Annotated in this window: 9 protein-coding genes; 5 read left to right on the forward strand and 4 right to left on the reverse strand. The window is 56.5% G+C overall.

All coding sequences use genetic code 11. From position 1 onward, the window contains the following. Window positions 1–116 precede the first annotated feature (116 nt). From ACA065_RS27085 to ACA065_RS27100, 4 genes are all read right to left on the reverse strand, one after another. Entirely contained in the window at window positions 117–3,329 is a 3,213-nt protein-coding gene (locus ACA065_RS27085) for a hypothetical protein (protein ID WP_497692258.1), read from the reverse strand. A gap of 333 nt (window positions 3,330–3,662) precedes the next feature. Then, window positions 3,663–4,769: a hypothetical protein gene (locus ACA065_RS27090; protein WP_497692259.1), complete on the reverse strand. Its 1,107-nt coding sequence runs from the start codon at window positions 4,767–4,769 to the stop codon at window positions 3,663–3,665. A 212-nt stretch (window positions 4,770–4,981) separates the two neighbouring features. Further along, window positions 4,982–8,380, reverse strand: coding sequence for a hypothetical protein (locus tag ACA065_RS27095; protein ID WP_497692260.1), 3,399 nt, complete (start codon window positions 8,378–8,380; stop codon window positions 4,982–4,984). Window positions 8,381–8,626: 246 nt separating this feature from the next. Next, window positions 8,627–10,534 carry a sigma-54-dependent Fis family transcriptional regulator gene (locus ACA065_RS27100; RefSeq protein WP_497692261.1) on the reverse strand — a complete coding sequence of 636 codons (1,908 nt, stop codon included), beginning with the start codon at window positions 10,532–10,534 and terminating at the stop codon, window positions 8,627–8,629. Between the two features lie 272 nt (window positions 10,535–10,806). Between ACA065_RS27100 and exaC the strand changes: the two genes are divergently transcribed. The 5 genes from exaC (at window position 10,807) to ACA065_RS27125 (ending at window position 16,811) form a co-directional block, all read left to right on the forward strand. After that, the gene (exaC, locus tag ACA065_RS27105; protein WP_497692262.1) at window positions 10,807–12,327 is read left to right on the forward strand and encodes an acetaldehyde dehydrogenase ExaC; all 1,521 of its coding nucleotides are present in this window, start codon (window positions 10,807–10,809) and stop codon (window positions 12,325–12,327) included. Window positions 12,328–12,535: 208 nt separating this feature from the next. Further along, window positions 12,536–13,969, forward strand: coding sequence for an ethanolamine permease (eat, locus tag ACA065_RS27110; protein WP_497692263.1), 1,434 nt, complete (start codon window positions 12,536–12,538; stop codon window positions 13,967–13,969). A gap of 64 nt (window positions 13,970–14,033) precedes the next feature. Beyond that, window positions 14,034–15,428, forward strand: a complete 1,395-nt coding sequence (locus ACA065_RS27115) for an ethanolamine ammonia-lyase subunit EutB (protein ID WP_497692264.1) — start codon at window positions 14,034–14,036, stop codon at window positions 15,426–15,428. Next, the gene (gene eutC / locus ACA065_RS27120; protein ID WP_497692265.1) at window positions 15,425–16,255 is read left to right on the forward strand and encodes an ethanolamine ammonia-lyase subunit EutC; all 831 of its coding nucleotides are present in this window, start codon (window positions 15,425–15,427) and stop codon (window positions 16,253–16,255) included. Before ACA065_RS27115 ends, eutC begins: the two co-directional genes overlap by 4 nt. Before the next feature lie 97 nt (window positions 16,256–16,352). Further along, window positions 16,353–16,811 carry a GNAT family N-acetyltransferase gene (locus tag ACA065_RS27125; protein ID WP_159960199.1) on the forward strand — a complete coding sequence of 153 codons (459 nt, stop codon included), beginning with the start codon at window positions 16,353–16,355 and terminating at the stop codon, window positions 16,809–16,811. Window positions 16,812–17,018 lie beyond the last annotated feature (207 nt).

The following is a 17,018-nucleotide window of genomic DNA, read 5'->3' on the forward strand; positions in this document are numbered from 1 at the left end:
GCAGAAAGACATCCATTACTCCCTCTTAATCAGTGGAAGAAAGCACAGAAAGCGTTCCAATACAGCAACAAAAACAAACTATCCGAGCGAACAACACATCCAATAAAAATGCAGTATTACAAGGCACTCACGACACCAAACTGTGCCGCCTGAGGGCCAAATGGCGCCTTGGTTATTACATTGTATGCGTACCACCCGCCTTTCTTGAAAACTGCCACTGAAGGGCGCCACACGTTATCCTCCGCCGACCGAAGAAAACCCTTGGCGATATCGCCATCTTTATAGACTTTAGTCACTTCATAGGTTTTGTAGTTACCTTTAAGGCGAGACAATAGTGCCTGCCCAGTGCCGGCAAGGTGGTGGATGTCTTTATAGACTGCCCCCGCCCCCTTATTTAAATTTTTCGCAATATCAACCGTATCGGTATACCCCACTGAGGCCCCGACACCTGCGAAAAGAAAGCTTTTGAGCACGCCAAGTCCGCTCTTGCCAAGCGTGGAGGCTTTGCGGGCAGCGTGCAGCCCCGGGAGGACAAAGCCAAAAATATCGAACCCGATATTAAAAATTGCCCCCCCGACGTTCCCCTTGATTGCATCCTGCACGCCGTCATAAAAAGGAATGAGACCCAGAAAAAAACTTTTTAACTTTGCATCGTAGGCGTGTCCTTTCTCAAGCGCAGTGACACCCGCCGCTTGAAGTTTCAGCGCCTCATAATGACGGGTTAAAAAACCAGCGGTCGTTAGACCGAGTGTGCCGTTTCTTTCGGAAAAATAAGCAGTGTTTATGTTACCGGCGCTGCCGGGTAGATCACGCTCGTCATTCGCCGCACCGTATTGCGTAAAGAGCGTAGGCGCGCCAGGTCGGCGACCGACGGGGTCCCCATTAAAGTACAGGCTGTCGTCAATGTCAGTGTGCTGCGCCGAGTAGCCCTTTTCCTTGACCATTTTTCCTTCGGTGGGGAAATAACTATAAGCGCTCACCTTCCCATCACGCCCCTCCACTTTCATGAGCAGACCATGCTTGCCTTTTCGCGCCTCAAGTTCCTGCTCAGTCGGCTGTCGGATTCGGCGACCGGGAAACAAGCCTCCTCGTGGGTCAAGTTCCGTCTCAAGAAAGGGGCGAGACACTTCAAAAAAAGTGACCTTCGAGTGTTTTATATGCTCTCGATCAGCGGGGGGCAGCAGAGACAGTTGGTACTTGAAGCGAATACTCCAGGCATCTTCATGATCTCTTTTATACGCCTGAAACGTATCCGAAAAAACCTTATTAATATCCGGCTCAAGCTTGGAAAGCTGCGACTTTATTTCATCATAGGGACATTTGGTGTTATCCAGCGACTTCCACTTGCCCGGTTTGATTGGCCCGCTCATGTAGATATCCAGTAACGACACAGGCGTGTGTTTTACCGACGTATCCTGCAAAACCGCCTGCGTCGGATCCACGTTCGGAAATACCCGCAGTAACTCTGCCAACGCCAGCGCCCTTCGCGTTATCGCCGGTGTTAACAAGACAGTCTTTGCCCACGCAAGCGCTCTTTGCTGTTTGTTCAATGCTTCGTGTGAACGCCTGGCGTCGTCCGCGGTGTAACTATGATCGGGACGGCTTTGGATAATATCGTTTGCAACCCCCCAACTGATAATTGGATTGCGCGCTGCCACGCTCAATTGGACCTCGCTCTCAAGTGAAACCGGAGGCACCTCACCGTAAGCCATCACTTGGCTAAACGTCATGTTCGCTGACGCCCCAGGCACTTGTTGCTCGATACGTGAAACCGCTGTGCAGAAACTCACCCAGGTATGAGAGCCATAAACAAGATTAGGCTGTATCTCTTTTACCAGGTACTCGGGCGCCGCTGCCGAGAGTAATAGGTGCGCGGCAAGAGGCGCGGCCTCTGCTCCCACCTTATTCTCAAGGTGCGTGATGAAGCGCCTGACAACTTCAGCGGCTGAAGCGCCGGCGTTGTCATTGCTATACAGGTTATAGCCGGCCAAATTGAAGGGCGATTTACCGGCCCCTGGATCCAGTTCTTGCACGAGTGCGGCACTCACACTCTCGATCGCACTGGTCGGCGTCTGCGCTAATTTAAGCTTTTTTTGTATGCCTTCACCCAGTTCCCGTGCCTGAGGTGAGCGAATGAGCTGGTCATGTACGCGTGAGGGGTTTTGCGCAATCAGCTTCCTCGTGGTTTCAGGGAGCAGGCTGATCAACCTATGTAATAAACTGCCCGCCCCCGCCCCTGCCTGGGCACTTGAAACTTGGGCGGTTGGTTGCTTCTTCCAATCTTCGACCTGTGCTCGCATCTTGCGCAGTAACGTGACACCCAATAGTCCAGCGATGGGCTGTGCCCCACCCGCGTCTGCCCCGGGCGCCCGATGGGCAAGGTCAAAGAACAGCGCCTGGGCCAACTCAAGTGCCTGCTGTTTATTGACCGGCACTTTGTAGCCTTCCTGCTCAATGATTTGCGCAACACTCAGCGCTCGGCGTTGCTCGTCGACAACTTCGCTAACGTGGGGGTTAAGAGGCAGCCTGGCGTTATTGAGCTGTATATTTCCATTGGCATCATCTACCTGGGACCTCAGCGCCGTAATCAGTGCATGACGTTCAGCCTCATCCCCCAACGCCTCGTTAAGCCGCGTTATCGCCTCTGCAGATCGCAGTGACGCATAAGGCACAGGCGCGAATTCAAACAGCGCCTTGTTCAGCAACTTCTTGCGGTGCAAGGCGAATTGCGCGGGCGTAAGGTCGATAGGCTCATTGTAAAACCGCCCTACCGTGTAAAGCGGCACCTGCCCGTCCGGCCAGGGGTAACTGAATGCTTGCCCGGGTTCAGGCGCGAGCGTTTTGGCAATGGACAACAGTGTTCGAGAAATATCTGACCAGCCCGAATCATCCTTTAAGGAAAAGGTTTGCTGCTTCCCATCGACAATACCGGTGAGCTCCCCACGGGCGGGGTCCAGTTTCATGCGCTTCGTATCAAGCCCCTGCTCTTTCGCCCACGCCAGGAACCCAGGGCCTTTGAACGCGCTGTCCAGCTGAGTTCGCCAACGACCGAGTGTGGACTGTAGAGAGACCTCAACGTTGGGCGGCGCCATTGAGGTTTGAAAGGAACGAGTTGCCAATGCGCTTGCGAAGAACTTCGCCACCTGAGCATCAGCCCGTGCACGAACCTCGGGGCTGTCGGGCAGCGCTGTGCTGCGCTTACTTCGAATGGCAGTGCTATTGATGTGCGCCGGGGCGGTCTCCACGGCAGGTACGGCGACCGTTTTAACCGACGGCGCCACATGACGTGGCACCATCGGCAATGAGTTAAAACCCGAAACAGTCGTCATATAACACCTCGCCGATAAGATAATGTCCCATCGTTAAGTGGACACCTGCGCTGAAGCAGTTCCTGGCGAACACGCCAACACACTGTGTGTGACACTTCCATGCTAACTCCGAAAAAATCAATCACCTGATAACTGAGGTGTGCTAATGCCTACGCAGACATTCAAATACCCTCTTACTCAAGTACCGCCACGCGCAGCCAAAAAAAATGCCATTGCCTGCGCAGCAGCCGCGTGCACACGGCTGCTGCGAAGACAACAGCACTTTTAGGAAAGGCTTTACGCCGCTGACCGCAAAGAGGCCGGTCAGGCTTTAGAAAAGCCGAGGTCCATGCCTTACTTCACTTTAGCGTTCATTTTCGGCGCGATTTCATTACTGATAGCGATAATAACCGCCAGCCTGGATTCAATGATTTTTGCACGCACCGCGACGTCTGGATCGTCGCTACGCGAATGATCAAAGTGAGTTTCAACGTCAAACTTTACGCCAAGATTTGCATACGCTTTCTCAAGTTCGATAGTCATGGCCTCAAGCGCAATGATACGTTCTGCGTCGGTTTTAAGAGACCAGTCGAAGCCTGCATCGAAGTCCGGCTTTCCAACAGCGTGATGCAGCGTGGTCACCACGCCAAAAACATCTTGCTGAACCCTATCGATGATTTTTGCTTCGGCTAAAGAAACCTTGAACTTAGTGGCAGGATCGTCACTGAGGGTCTTTTCAATCAGCTTAGCGATAAAGGTACCCAGCGCTGTCACCGCCGCGCCGACGGTGGCCGTGACCAAGAGCTTTTTAGTATCAGAGAGTTTCGGCTTTGCGGGCGCGGTCGTTGTATCGGCGTCAGCTTTGACCTCTTTCTTCACTGGCATTTCTGTCTTGTTTGCATCAGCGGCAGCCGCGGCGTCTTCAAACTCTTTTTTTGCTTTAGTCAGCGCTTCCGAGGAAAACGGCGAGACGGCTTTTCCGTTAACGCTTACATTGGGGACAGTCAAACTTAAGGAAGCAGGCTCGACGATTTTGACTTCTTCATGCACAAGCTTGCTGGCCTGGCTGCCCTCGGGCTTAAACTCAGCTTGCTCTTTGGCAATGTCTTTATCAAATGCCGTTGTTCCCGAAGTTCCGGGCTTATTGACATCAACGGCCCCTAGTTTGACCGCTTCCGGAGCCTTAGCACTGTCTGGCACGACCAGCTTTTTCTTTTTAAAAAACCTAGCCCCTATGGACCCTAGCCCACGCCCGGTTCTATTGAAGCGATCACCTTCATCAGCGAACATCTCATATTCTATTGAGGCGTTATCCCGGCCAGCGCTTTTGGCAGCGATGTCCTGAGTAACCGCCACTGAAGAGGGTAATGCATGTTCTACTGCCGTCTTGCTCGCCGCCTCAGGGGCAACGTGCTGTTGAGCGAAAGGCAATTGCGATACGGTGGAATTTACAACGTTCATATGATTCACCTAATGATTAAGTTACATTAGGAAGCCATCCATTTCCTCCACAACATAAGTGGTAAGTCCCGCTACAACGTTCCAACAAAAACCAATAAACACCTGCGCATTTATTACTTAATTTATAGTGCAAGCCGGGCACTGAACCACGGTAAACACACACCACTAAAACAGTCACTTCAACCCGTCACGTTAAAACAAATCCTACACACTTATGCTATTGCCGCCCCGACAATGCTCTGCTGTACCAACTGCACGCCGTATGGGGTTTTTGTTATAAGATTATAGGCATACCACCCGCCATTGAGAAAAATCGCCGTGACAGGTTTTATCTCACCGGATCGCCCCGTTACTTTGTGGTAAAAGTTCCTGACGACATCATTATGTTTGTACTTTTTTTGAGGATCAAACGCTTTGATTCTTCGAGATAGCACCTTCGGCAACGTGGACGTCAGATTACCCACCTCTCGCCCCACGGCTTTTATCCCCGTTCGGAAATTTTTGGGCGCCGCTAAAAAGTCATCAAATGCAAACGATGAGGCGGCCCCTTTTACAATACCGGAGGCGATGGCCTTAATTAGGCCGCGACCGGCTTTAAGGGCTTTTCGAGCATGACCGGCACCGGGTATGAGAAAACCGAGTATATCGAAGCCAAGCTCCAAGGTAGCTCCGGAGACATCGCCATTAAGGGCCGCCTTGATCCCATCATGAAAAGGGGCAAGACTCAGAAAAATCCCATCGAGTTTTCTATTGGTTATTCTTTCCTGCTCTCTATCTGTTACGCCCTTTGCCACGCTCTTCTCTTGCTCAAAATAGGGCAAAAAGTGGTGGCTGACGGTTGAACCTAGCTCACGAGATCGCCTGGAAAAATAACTGCCCTTTAGCCCCTCCGCGTTATCAGATGGCTGCTGTGCTCCAGCACGATCTGTATTGGGTGGCGCCAATCGCTCGACCAGAACCCTTGACCTCGCATGCTCTTTTGGCGGGGCACCATGATAAGGATTATCGTCGATGCGAAGCACATCGCCTCGATCATTGCGCAATGGCCCCGCCCAGGGTTTCTGCGGCCTGCTGACGAGAGATTCTGACAACCCCGGCTCTTTGACGATCTTTGCCTCCTGTGGGAAATAGCTGTAATAGTCAAACACCCCATTACCGCGATCCGCTTGTATAAGTACACCATGACGCCCCGTCAGCGCCTCAACTTCTTGTGGGCTCGGCTCGCCATTCGGCACGTGGCGCTCATGATTACCCCGCTGGGCATAATTCTCACCATCGTAGTTTCTACGCACGGCATAGAAGCTGATATCTGAATGATTAAGAATTTCCCGATCCGCCACAGGCAGCAAGGACAGGTGATACCTGAATGTTGTATTTGTAGCGGCTTCTTTTCGCGCTTGGTACTTGGAAAACGCCGTGTCAAATGCTTTGTTAATATCCGGGTTCAGCTCATGAAATCTGTCCCGCATCTTATTGTATGGGACAGCCTTTGTGTCACTCGACACCCATACCTTTGTGGCCAGTTCGCCAGACATATAAATGTCCACCAGCGAGTAACTGACGTTAAATGGCCAGAGCTCAGCATCGTCCTTTATAACTTTCTTCTCAAAATCGATACCTTCAGGAAAAACCCTCTTCAACTCCGCCAGCGCTATTTCTTTGCGGGTAGGCGGCTTTTTTCCCAAGGTGTCCTTCGCCCATCCCAATTCTCTCTCCAGTTTGACCATTGCATCCGCGGCCAGATTAAAATCTTGCGCGGGATAAACGTTATCCGCCCTCGCGCTGATAACCTCATTCGCAATAGCCCAGTCGATCACCGGGCCACGGCGTACTTCGTTCACCTGATCAACGCCGTCCGTTGAAATTGGTTTAGTTTGCCCAAAAAGCATGACTTGGCTATACGTCATGTCAGCAACAGCACCCGGCACTTGTTTTTCAATGCGCCAAGCCTCAATGGAATAGAGTCCCCATTGCAGGGAGCCATAGACAATATTAGGCGGCAGTTGATTCGCCACAAACTCGGGCGCTGAAACGGATAACAATAAACGCGCCGCAAGAGGCGCCGTCTCAACACCCACCCGCGCCTCAAGATGACGAATGAAGCGCTTCGTAATCTCAGCAGGTGTAGCACCGATATTGTCTCGAGCATACACATCGTAACCCGCCAGATTATGGCGTGACACACCGGCAGCCGAATCCAGGTCAAGTGCAAGTGCTGCACTTAGATACTCAAGGGCACTGGTGGGTGTTTCATACCCATGAAGCGCCTTCTGTATTTTTCTGCCCAACGCCTTCGCGTCTGGCAAACGAATGAGTTCATCCAATGCCGCAGCCGGGTTATCTTTTATCGCCTGCCTTGTGTGGTTAGGAAGTTGGCGGATCAACCGCCCCATCAAACTGTCGGCGCCTTGCCCCACTTGAGCGGCCGGTGTTACTGGTTTTGATTGAGCCTTCCACTGCGCGACTATCTGCCGAACCTGCGTCTGTGCTTCAGCGTCCAACGCTGCAGGGTCCGACGACCGGATCAAAAACGGCGCACACCCTTTGTCCGCCCTGGGCGCTCTGTGGGCAAGATCAAAAGACAGCGTATTGGCTAAATTACGCGCTTCCTCCGCGTTCCTTGGCACATGCAGTTCATAGTCTTCCAGCAGTTCGGCCACACTCACCTCGCCGACCGGCTCATCACTCTCGCGGGAATACTCGGAGCGGGGATCGATCGGGACCATGACCACGCTTAAATGAATTCTGCCAATGACATCGTCAGCCTGTGACTCCAGCGCCATGATGAGCGCATGATTGTTCGCATCATTGCCCAAGGCTATTTGTTGTTTTTCCAATGCCTCTGGAGATCGTTGTGAGGCATAAGCCCCCTGTTCAAATACGAAGTTTGCCCCGTCTTCAAACTTCTTGAGTTGCACACTGACCTGCGCCGGCGTGAGGTTGACCGGCTGATTATAAAACCAGCCCACTTCGCGCAAAGGTACTTTGCCTTCAGGCCAGGGGTAATAAAACGTTTGGCCAGGCTCTGGTGCGATGACTTTGGCGATAGACAACAGCGTTCGGGAGACATCCGCCCATCCCGAGAGATCCGCTAAAGAAAACGTGAGTTCCTTATCGCCGGCAGTGCCTGTCAGTTCCCCGGTGGTGGGGTTTAACTTCAGGTGAGTCGTATCAAGACCCTGCTCCTTTGCCCACTCTAAAAAACCAGGGGCTTGGAAGGCGTTATCCAATTGCGTACGCCAACGTCCCAGTGTGGACTGCGCAGCAACCGGGACATCAGGTGGCGCTACAAGAAATGCGCTGGCAGCACTGGCTGACACAGCCGCGAATGCTGTCGCCTTGGCCACCGCCGCATCCGCAATTGCACGGGAGGCAAGGGTGTCAGGCTGATCGGCGCTGCGCTTCTTGCGACCACCCTCACCGCCTGAAAGTACTGATACGTCACCGACATCTACGCCTTGCCCAACCGAAGTAGGGTTTACACCTGCTTGCGCGGAAGTAGTTTCGCTCAACGATGAAGGCTTTTTCCCAGCCTTTACAGCGACGGGTTCAACGTGTGCGGTTTCATAAAAAGGAACCTTTGGCCCAACAGCGTTATTGATATGAGTCATTCGCCCACCTCATAGTAAAAACGGTCATTTACCGTTCGTACGTTGAGTGGTTGCATTGCCTACAAATTACACGGCATCTGCGCACGAACATGTGCCAAAAGATCTCAGCCAGTGGCACTTCCTCACCTACAAGCCGCTGAACTCAACAGTCTATTACATTGCAACAAAGTGCTGCCGAGCGGCTGAAAGCATCACTATTAACTTTTATAGTTATTCCCCCACCGAAAAAGCCAAAAAGACTGTAAGTTAAGTTACCGCGCTTCGAGCGATTCCATACTTGCGCAACTTTCTGTAAAGCGTATTTCGGCTCACGCCCAAATAAGTTGCCGTATGAGTCATGTGCCAACATTGGTGCTCCAGTGCATTAAGCAGCGTAAGACGTTCCGCATCACCTAAGGCGAACGTCGTGCTCGCTTCAATCACCTGCTCGGGTTGTGCCTGCCGGATGTTCATCGGTAGATCCGCGACACAAACCTTACCGTCCTCACACAGGGCTGCCAGTGTGCGCAGTACTGTACGTAACTGACGTACGTTGCCTGGCCAGCTGAACACCAACAATGCCTGGCGAGCAGCGGCATCGAGTACCACCGGCTGGCCCGCCGCTTCCTGTATCAGCAGGAAATCCAGCAATTGCGCCTTGTCACTGCGCTCGCGCAAGGGCGGCAGGGCGATTTCCAGGCCATTGAGCCGGTAATACAAGTCTTCGCGGAACTCGCCGTCCTGCACGCGCGCCTGCAGATTGCGGTGCGTGGCGCTGATGATTCTGACGTTCACCGCCTGGGGTTCACCGCCGATAGGCACCACCATGCGATCTTCCAGCACTCTTAATAGACGGGTCTGCAGGGCCAGGGGCATATCGCCGATTTCATCCAGGAACAGCGTGCCGCCATCCGCCTGTTGCAGCTTGCCTTGCATGCCTTCCTTGCGGGCGCCGGTAAAGCTGCCGCCGCGATAGCCGAACAATTCACTTTCGATCAGGCTTTCCGGAATGGCGCCGCAATTGAGGGCGACAAACGCTTTGCCGGCACGCTGGCTGGCCTGGTGCACGGCCTTGGCAAACGCTTCTTTACCGCTGCCGGTTTCGCCGTTGATCAACAGCGGCACGTCACGCTCAAACACCTTCACAGCCTTGCGAAAATCATTCTGCAGCGCTGGATCGCCCAGGCAGATACCCGGCACGCGTGGCGCCTCAGGCTTGGCCATCGGCGCCGGCACGCTGCGCGCCTGCCCCCGCAACGCGGCGAATAAATGCCGGCCGTCGCGGGTACGCAACGGCCAACTGGCCGTGGCATTGGCGCTGGCACGACCGAGCAGTTGGTCGAGGGTGCATTCAAAAAACGCCTCCACCGGTTGCCCCAGCAAACTGCCGCGAAGCTGGCCCAGCAAATTCAGCGCGCTCTGGTTGACCGCACACACCCGCCCCTCACCATCGAACGCCAGCAGCCCTTCGCTGAACAGCCCCACGGACTCCGCCTGCAAATGAAAGCGCAGCAGCCAGTGGTTTTCGAAATGACGCAGGAAGTAACAACTCTCGATCATCTTCGCCGACAGGTTCACCAGCGCCATGGTGTGGAATTGGCTCTGACGCGACACGGCCTCGCGCGCCGACGACACGTCCAGCACGGCCAGCAATTCGCCCTGAGGGTCGAACACCGGGCTCGCCGAACAGGTCAGCCCGGTGTGGCGACCACGAAAATGCTCATCGCGGTGGATGGTCAGGGACTGGCGCTCCACCAGGCAGGTGCCGATGCCGTTGGTGCCTTCGCACGCTTCGCTCCAGTCGGCGCCCAGCCACAGCCCGGCGCGCTCGAAAATCTTGCGCTCGGACGGCGCAGTGACGCAGTTGAGGATGACCCCGCGCGCATCGGTGAGCAGTACCGCATGGCCGGCACCGGAGAGCTGCTGATGCAGGCTGTTCATTTCGGTGCCGGCAATGTGCAGCACCTGTTGCAGACGCTGGCGGCTTTCCAGCAAGCGGCCGTGTTCGAGCACGGTGGGGGCGATGCTCAACGCGGGGTCGAGGTGGTAGTCCTCCAGGCAACGCAGCCAGGAGCGGGCAATGGACGGGTCGCTGCCAGGGCCTTGGGCAAGCTCCTGCCCACGGGTGACGGTTAACACTTGCTGGGCATGGCGGCTGAAATGATCGTTATGCATGTTCTTATTATTCTTTCTGCGTGAGAACAGCCAGCATCCCCCAGGCATCCCACCATTGCAATCCCAGGCAGACCCACCGGTCACAGGCTGTACCGCTTATGGCACAAACTGTCACCCAGACTGTATCAACCCTGTCACAGCAACGCCTTGCAACAAAGCCCAACCCCTTGATTTACCTGGCCTGCAAAGCAATGGCCCGACCTTTGCTCTACGCTTTATCAAGCGCAGCATCGCTGTACTCCAATAACCATAAAAGTCAGGAGATACCCACCATGCGTTACGCACATCCCGGTACTGAAGGCGCAATCGTCTCGTTCAAGGCCAAGTACGGCAACTACATCGGCGGCGAATTCGTCGCGCCGGTGGATGGCAACTACTTCACCAACACCTCGCCGGTCAACGGCAAGCCCATCGCCGAATTCCCGCGCTCCACGGCCAAAGACATCGACAAGGCCCTCGACGCCGCCCACGCTGCCGCTGATGCCTGGGGTAAAACCTCAGCCCAGGACCGCTCGCTGGTGCTGCTGAAGATCGCCGACCGTATCGAACAGAACCTCGAACTGCTGGCCATCACCGAAACCTGGGACAACGGCAAAGCCGTGCGTGAAACCCTCAACGCCGACATCCCGCTGGCCGCCGACCACTTCCGCTACTTCGCCGGCTGCATCCGCGCCCAGGAAGGCACCAGCGCCGAAATCAACGAACTGACCGCCTCGTATCACTTCCACGAGCCACTGGGCGTGGTCGGCCAGATTATCCCGTGGAACTTCCCGCTGCTGATGGCCGCGTGGAAACTCGCGCCGGCCCTGGCCGCCGGTAACTGCGTGGTGCTCAAGCCCGCCGAGCAAACCCCGCTGGGCATCAACGTGTTGATGGAGTTGATCGGTGACCTGCTGCCACCCGGCGTGCTGAACGTGGTGCACGGCTACGGCAAAGAAGCCGGCGAAGCCCTGGCCACCAGCAAGCGCATCGCCAAGATCGCCTTCACCGGCTCCACGCCCGTGGGCTCGCACATCATGCACGCGGCGGCCGAGAACATTATTCCGTCCACCGTTGAGCTGGGCGGCAAGTCGCCGAATATCTTCTTCGCCGACATCATGAAAGCCGAACCGTCGTTTATCGAAAAAGCCGCCGAAGGCTTGGTGCTGGCGTTCTTCAACCAGGGCGAGGTGTGCACCTGCCCATCGCGCGCGCTGGTGGAAGAGTCGATCTACGACGACTTCATGAAAGTGGTGATGAAAAAGGTCGAGCAGATCAAACGCGGCGACCCGCTGGACACCGACACCATGGTCGGCGCCCAGGCGTCCGAGCAGCAGTTCGACAAGATCCTGTCCTACCTGGAAATCGCCAAAGGCGAAGGCGCGCAACTGTTGACCGGAGGCAAAGTCGAGAAGCTCACCGGCGATATGGCCGGCGGTTATTACATCCAGCCGACCCTGCTCAAGGGCACCAACGAAATGCGCGTGTTCCAGGAAGAAATCTTCGGCCCGGTGGTGAGCATCACCACCTTCAAGGACGAAGCCGAAGCCCTGGCGATTGCCAACGACACCGAGTTCGGCCTGGGCGCCGGCGTGTGGACCCGCGACATCAACCGCGCCTACCGCATGGGCCGCGCGATCAAGGCGGGCCGCGTGTGGACCAACTGTTACCACCTGTACCCGGCTCATGCCGCGTTCGGCGGTTACAAGAAGTCCGGTGTGGGCCGTGAGACGCACAAGATGATGCTGGATCATTACCAGCAGACCAAAAACTTGCTGGTGAGCTACGACATTAATCCGTTGGGCTTTTTCTAATTAACAACCCGCTCCCACATTTGGAATGCAATTAAAAATGTGGGAGCGGGCTTGCTCGCGAAAGTGGTGTGTCAGTAAACGATGAATTGACTGATACACCGCTTTCGCGAGCAAGCCCGCTCCCACATTGGATCTCCACAAGTACTTGTAACTTGCATTCGGCATTCATACACCGAGTTAAAACAATAAGAACGGACGGTACTTCCTCATGCCTAGCGAACCCACTGGCTCTTCCGTCGACTTCGAAAAAGTCGGCACCGATTACTTCCAACAACGCGAACTGAAAAAAGGCGCCGCCGGCTGGGTGCTGCTGGTCGGCCTGGGCGTTGCCTATGTGATTTCCGGCGACTACGCCGGCTGGAACTTCGGCCTGGCCCAAGGCGGCTGGGGCGGCATGTTCCTCGCTACTTTGCTCATGGCTACCATGTATTTGTGCATGTGCTTTTCCCTGGCCGAACTGTCTTCCATGATCCCCACTGCCGGCGGCGGCTACGGCTTTGCCCGCAGCGCCTTTGGCCCTTGGGGCGGGTTCCTTACCGGCACCGCCATCCTGATTGAATACGCCATCGCCCCCGCCGCCATCGCGGTGTTTATCGGCGCCTATTGCGAGTCGCTGTTCGGCATTGGCGGGTGGATGATTTACCTGGCGTTCTACATCATCTTTATCGGCATCCACATCTTCGGCGTGGGTGAAGCCTTGAAGTTGATGTTTGTGATTACCGCCGTTGCCGCGATTGCCCTGGGCGTGTTCCTGGTGGCAATGGTGCCGCACTTCAACGTCGCCAACTTGCTGGATATTCCGGTGACCGAGGCCAAGGGCGCCAGCACGTTCTTGCCGTTTGGCTACGTCGGCGTGTGGGCGGCGATTCCCTATGCGATCTGGTTTTTCCTCGCGGTAGAAGGCGTGCCGTTGGCGGCTGAAGAAACCAAGAACCCCAAACGCGACCTGCCCCGTGGCCTGATCGGCGCCATTGTGGTGCTGACCAGTTTTGCCCTGTTGATTCTGGTGATCGCACCGGGCGGCGCGGGCACTTATGCGCTGATCAAGTCGGGCAACCCGCTGGTTGAGGCGTTGGCATTGTCCTACGGCGGTTCGACCTGGATGGGCAGCTTCGTCAACCTTGTGGGCCTGGCCGGGCTGATCGCGAGCTTTTTCTCGATTATCTACGCCTATTCACGGCAGATCTTTGCCTTGTCGCGCGCCGGTTACCTGCCGCGCAAACTGTCGCAGACCAACAAAAGCAAAGCGCCGGTATTGGCGCTGGTGATCCCCGGCATCATCGGCTTCGGCCTGTCGCTGACCGGCCAGGGCGATTTGCTGATTCTGGTGGCGGTGTTTGGCGCGACCATTTCCTACGTGCTGATGATGGCCGCGCACATCACCTTGCGCATCCGCCGCCCCAAAATGGACCGCCCTTACCGCACGCCGGGCGGTATTTTCACCTCCGGCGTCGCCCTGGTACTGGCCTGTGTGGCCGTGGTGGCGGGCTTTCTGGTGGATCCACGGGTGGTGATTGGCGCCGCGATCATCTATGGAGTATTAATTGCTTACTTTGCTTTCTACAGCCGGCATCACTTGGTAGCAGGCACGCCGGAAGAAGAATTCGCGGCGATCCAGGCCGCAGAGGCCGCCTTGCACTAACTGCCGTAAACCTCGACGCGGGCGCTTTACTCACAGCCTGCCCGCGTCGCCAAGGAGACACTGTATGGCAAGCTTTTCCCACGCGGTGGGTGCACACACCTACCGCTTCGACAGCCTCAAGGACGTGATGGCCAAGGCCAGCCCGGCACGCTCTGGGGACTTCCTCGCTGGCGTGGCCGCGCAGAACGACGGCGAGCGCGTGGCGGCGCAAATGGCGCTGGCGAACATCCCGTTGAAACACTTCCTCGAAGAAGTGTTGATTCCCTACGAGCGCGACGAAGTCACCCGGCTGATCATCGACACTCACGATAAACAGGCGTTTAGCGTGGTCAGCCACCTGACCGTCGGCGGCCTGCGCGACTGGCTGCTCAGCGACGCGGCCGACGAACATTCCCTACGCGCCTTGGCGCCTGGGCTGACACCGGAAATGGCCGCCGCCGTATCGAAGATCATGCGCGTGCAGGACCTGGTGTTGGTCGCGCAAAAAATTCGCGTGGTCACCCAGTTTCGCGGCACCATGGGCCTGCGCGGGCGCCTGTCGACCCGCCTGCAACCCAACCACCCCACCGACGAACCGGCCGGTATTGCCGCAAGCATTCTCGATGGCCTGCTGTATGGCAACGGCGACGCCATGATCGGCATCAACCCGGCCACCGACAGCATTGCCTCGATCTGCGCCATGCTCGAGATGCTCGACGCGATCATCCAGCGTTACGAAATCCCGACCCAAGCCTGCGTGCTGACCCACGTGACCACCTCCATCGAGGCCATCAACCGTGGCGTGCCGCTGGACCTGGTGTTTCAGTCGATTGCCGGCACCGAAGCGGCCAACGCCAGTTTCGGTATCAGCTTGAGCGTGCTGCAGGAAGGTTATGAGGCGGGCCTGAGCCTGAACCGCGGCACCTTGGGCCAGAACCTGATGTATTTCGAAACCGGCCAGGGCAGCGCCTTGTCGGCCAACGCGCACTTTGGCGTCGACCAGCAAACCTGCGAAACCCGCGCCTACGCCGTAGCGCGGCATTTCAAGCCGTTTTTGGTCAACACCGTTGTAGGCTTTATCGGCCCGGAGTATTTGTACAATGGCAAGCAGATCATCCGCGCCGGCCTCGAAGACCACTTCTGCGGCAAGCTGCTCGGCGTGCCGATGGGCTGCGACATCTGCTACACCAACCACGCCGAAGCCGACCAGGATGACATGGACACCCTGCTGACCCTGCTGGGCGTGGCCGGGATCAACTTCATCATGGGCATCCCCGGCTCCGATGACATCATGCTCAACTACCAGACCACCTCGTTCCACGACGCGTTATACGCCCGCCAAACATTGGGTTTAAAGCCGGCGCCGGAGTTTGAACAGTGGCTGGCGAAGATGGGCATCTTCACGCAAGCCGACGGCAAGGTGCATTTCGGCAACAGCCTGCCACCGGCGTTTCGCCACGCCTTGAAGCAATTGGGATGAAGGAGCCGCCTGTGCAAGTAGACCTGCCTGACAACCCGTGGCTGGAACTGCGCCGCCTCACGCCGGCGCGTATTGCCCTGGGCCGCACCGGCACCAGCATTCCCACCAGCGCGCAGCTGGATTTTCAGTTTGCCCACGCCCAGGCGCGCGATGCGGTGCACCTGCCTTTCGACCACGCGGGCTTAAGCAGCCAGATGGCCGAACGCGGGCGGGACAGCCTGTTGCTGCACAGCGCCGCCGTTGACCGGCATATGTATTTGCAACGCCCGGACCTGGGGCGACGTTTGAGTGATGAGTCGGCGCAGAGCCTGCGTGAGTATGCCGCCGCTCACCCTGGCGGTGTGGACTTGGCGGTGGTGGTGGCCGACGGGCTGTCGGCGCTGGCCGTGCATAAACATACGCTGCCGTTTCTGACACGCATGGAGGAACAGACCCACGCTGAAGGGTGGTCCTTGTCGCCGGTGATTCTGGTGGAACAAGGCCGCGTCGCGGTGGCGGATGAGGTCGGCCAATTGCTGGGGGCCAAGATGGTGGTGATTTTGATCGGCGAACGGCCGGGGCTCAGTTCGCCGGACAGCCTGGGGCTGTATTTCACCTACAACCCCAAGGTCGGGCTCACCGACGCCTACCGCAACTGCATCTCCAATGTGCGCCTGGAAGGCTTGAGCTACGGCATGGCCGCGCACCGCCTGCTTTACTTGATGAAAGAGGCGTGTCGCCGGCAGCTGTCGGGGGTCAATCTCAAGGACGAAGCGCAGGTTCAGACCATCGAGTCGGATGATCCTGACCTGATGAAAGGCAATTTCCTGCTCAGCCCGCCGGAATGACTGATAGCGGCATGATTGCGCTTTTTAGCGCCATTAGGCAGCATCCAGTCACGGCCGCTTGTGTGGTCATCCCCCCTTTGGAAGTTGAGGCCCTGGCATGCGGATTACTCAAGCGACCCTGGAACACCTGGACCTGTTAACGCCGTTGTTCGTCAAATACCGCGAATTCTACGGCGCGCTGCCGTTCCCGGACTCGTCGCGGGCCTTTCTGGAAAAACGCCTGCGCCGCAAGGAGTCGGTGATCTACCTGGCCCTGGCCGATGATGACGACAAGCGCCTGCTGGGGTTTTGCCAGCTGTACCCGAGCTATTCGTCGCTGTCGCTTAAACGCGTGTGGATCCTCAATGACATCTACGTGGCCGAAGATGCGCGCCGGCAATTGGTGGCGGACAACCTGATGCGCACGGCGAAAAAAATGGCCAAGGAGACCCATGCCGTGCGGCTGCGGGTGTCGACCAGCAGTGACAATGAGGTGGCGCAGAAGACCTATGAATCGATTGGGTTTCGCGAAGACACGGAGTTCAAGAACTACGTGTTGCCGATCAGTGAGGACTGACCCAATAAGCCCGAACACCGCAGATCCCCTGTGGGAGCGGGCTTGCTCGCGAAAGCTGTGTATCAGTCAACAAAGATTCGACTGGCCCACCGCTTTCGCGAGCAAGCCCGCTCCCACATTGAGGTCTGAGTCACCTTTGGATCGTGTACACCCTTGATTCCCACGACATCCCCCGCTACAAAACCAACACGCTTTTCACCTCTCAAT

The organism is Pseudomonas sp. LBUM1640, assembly GCF_059716225.1.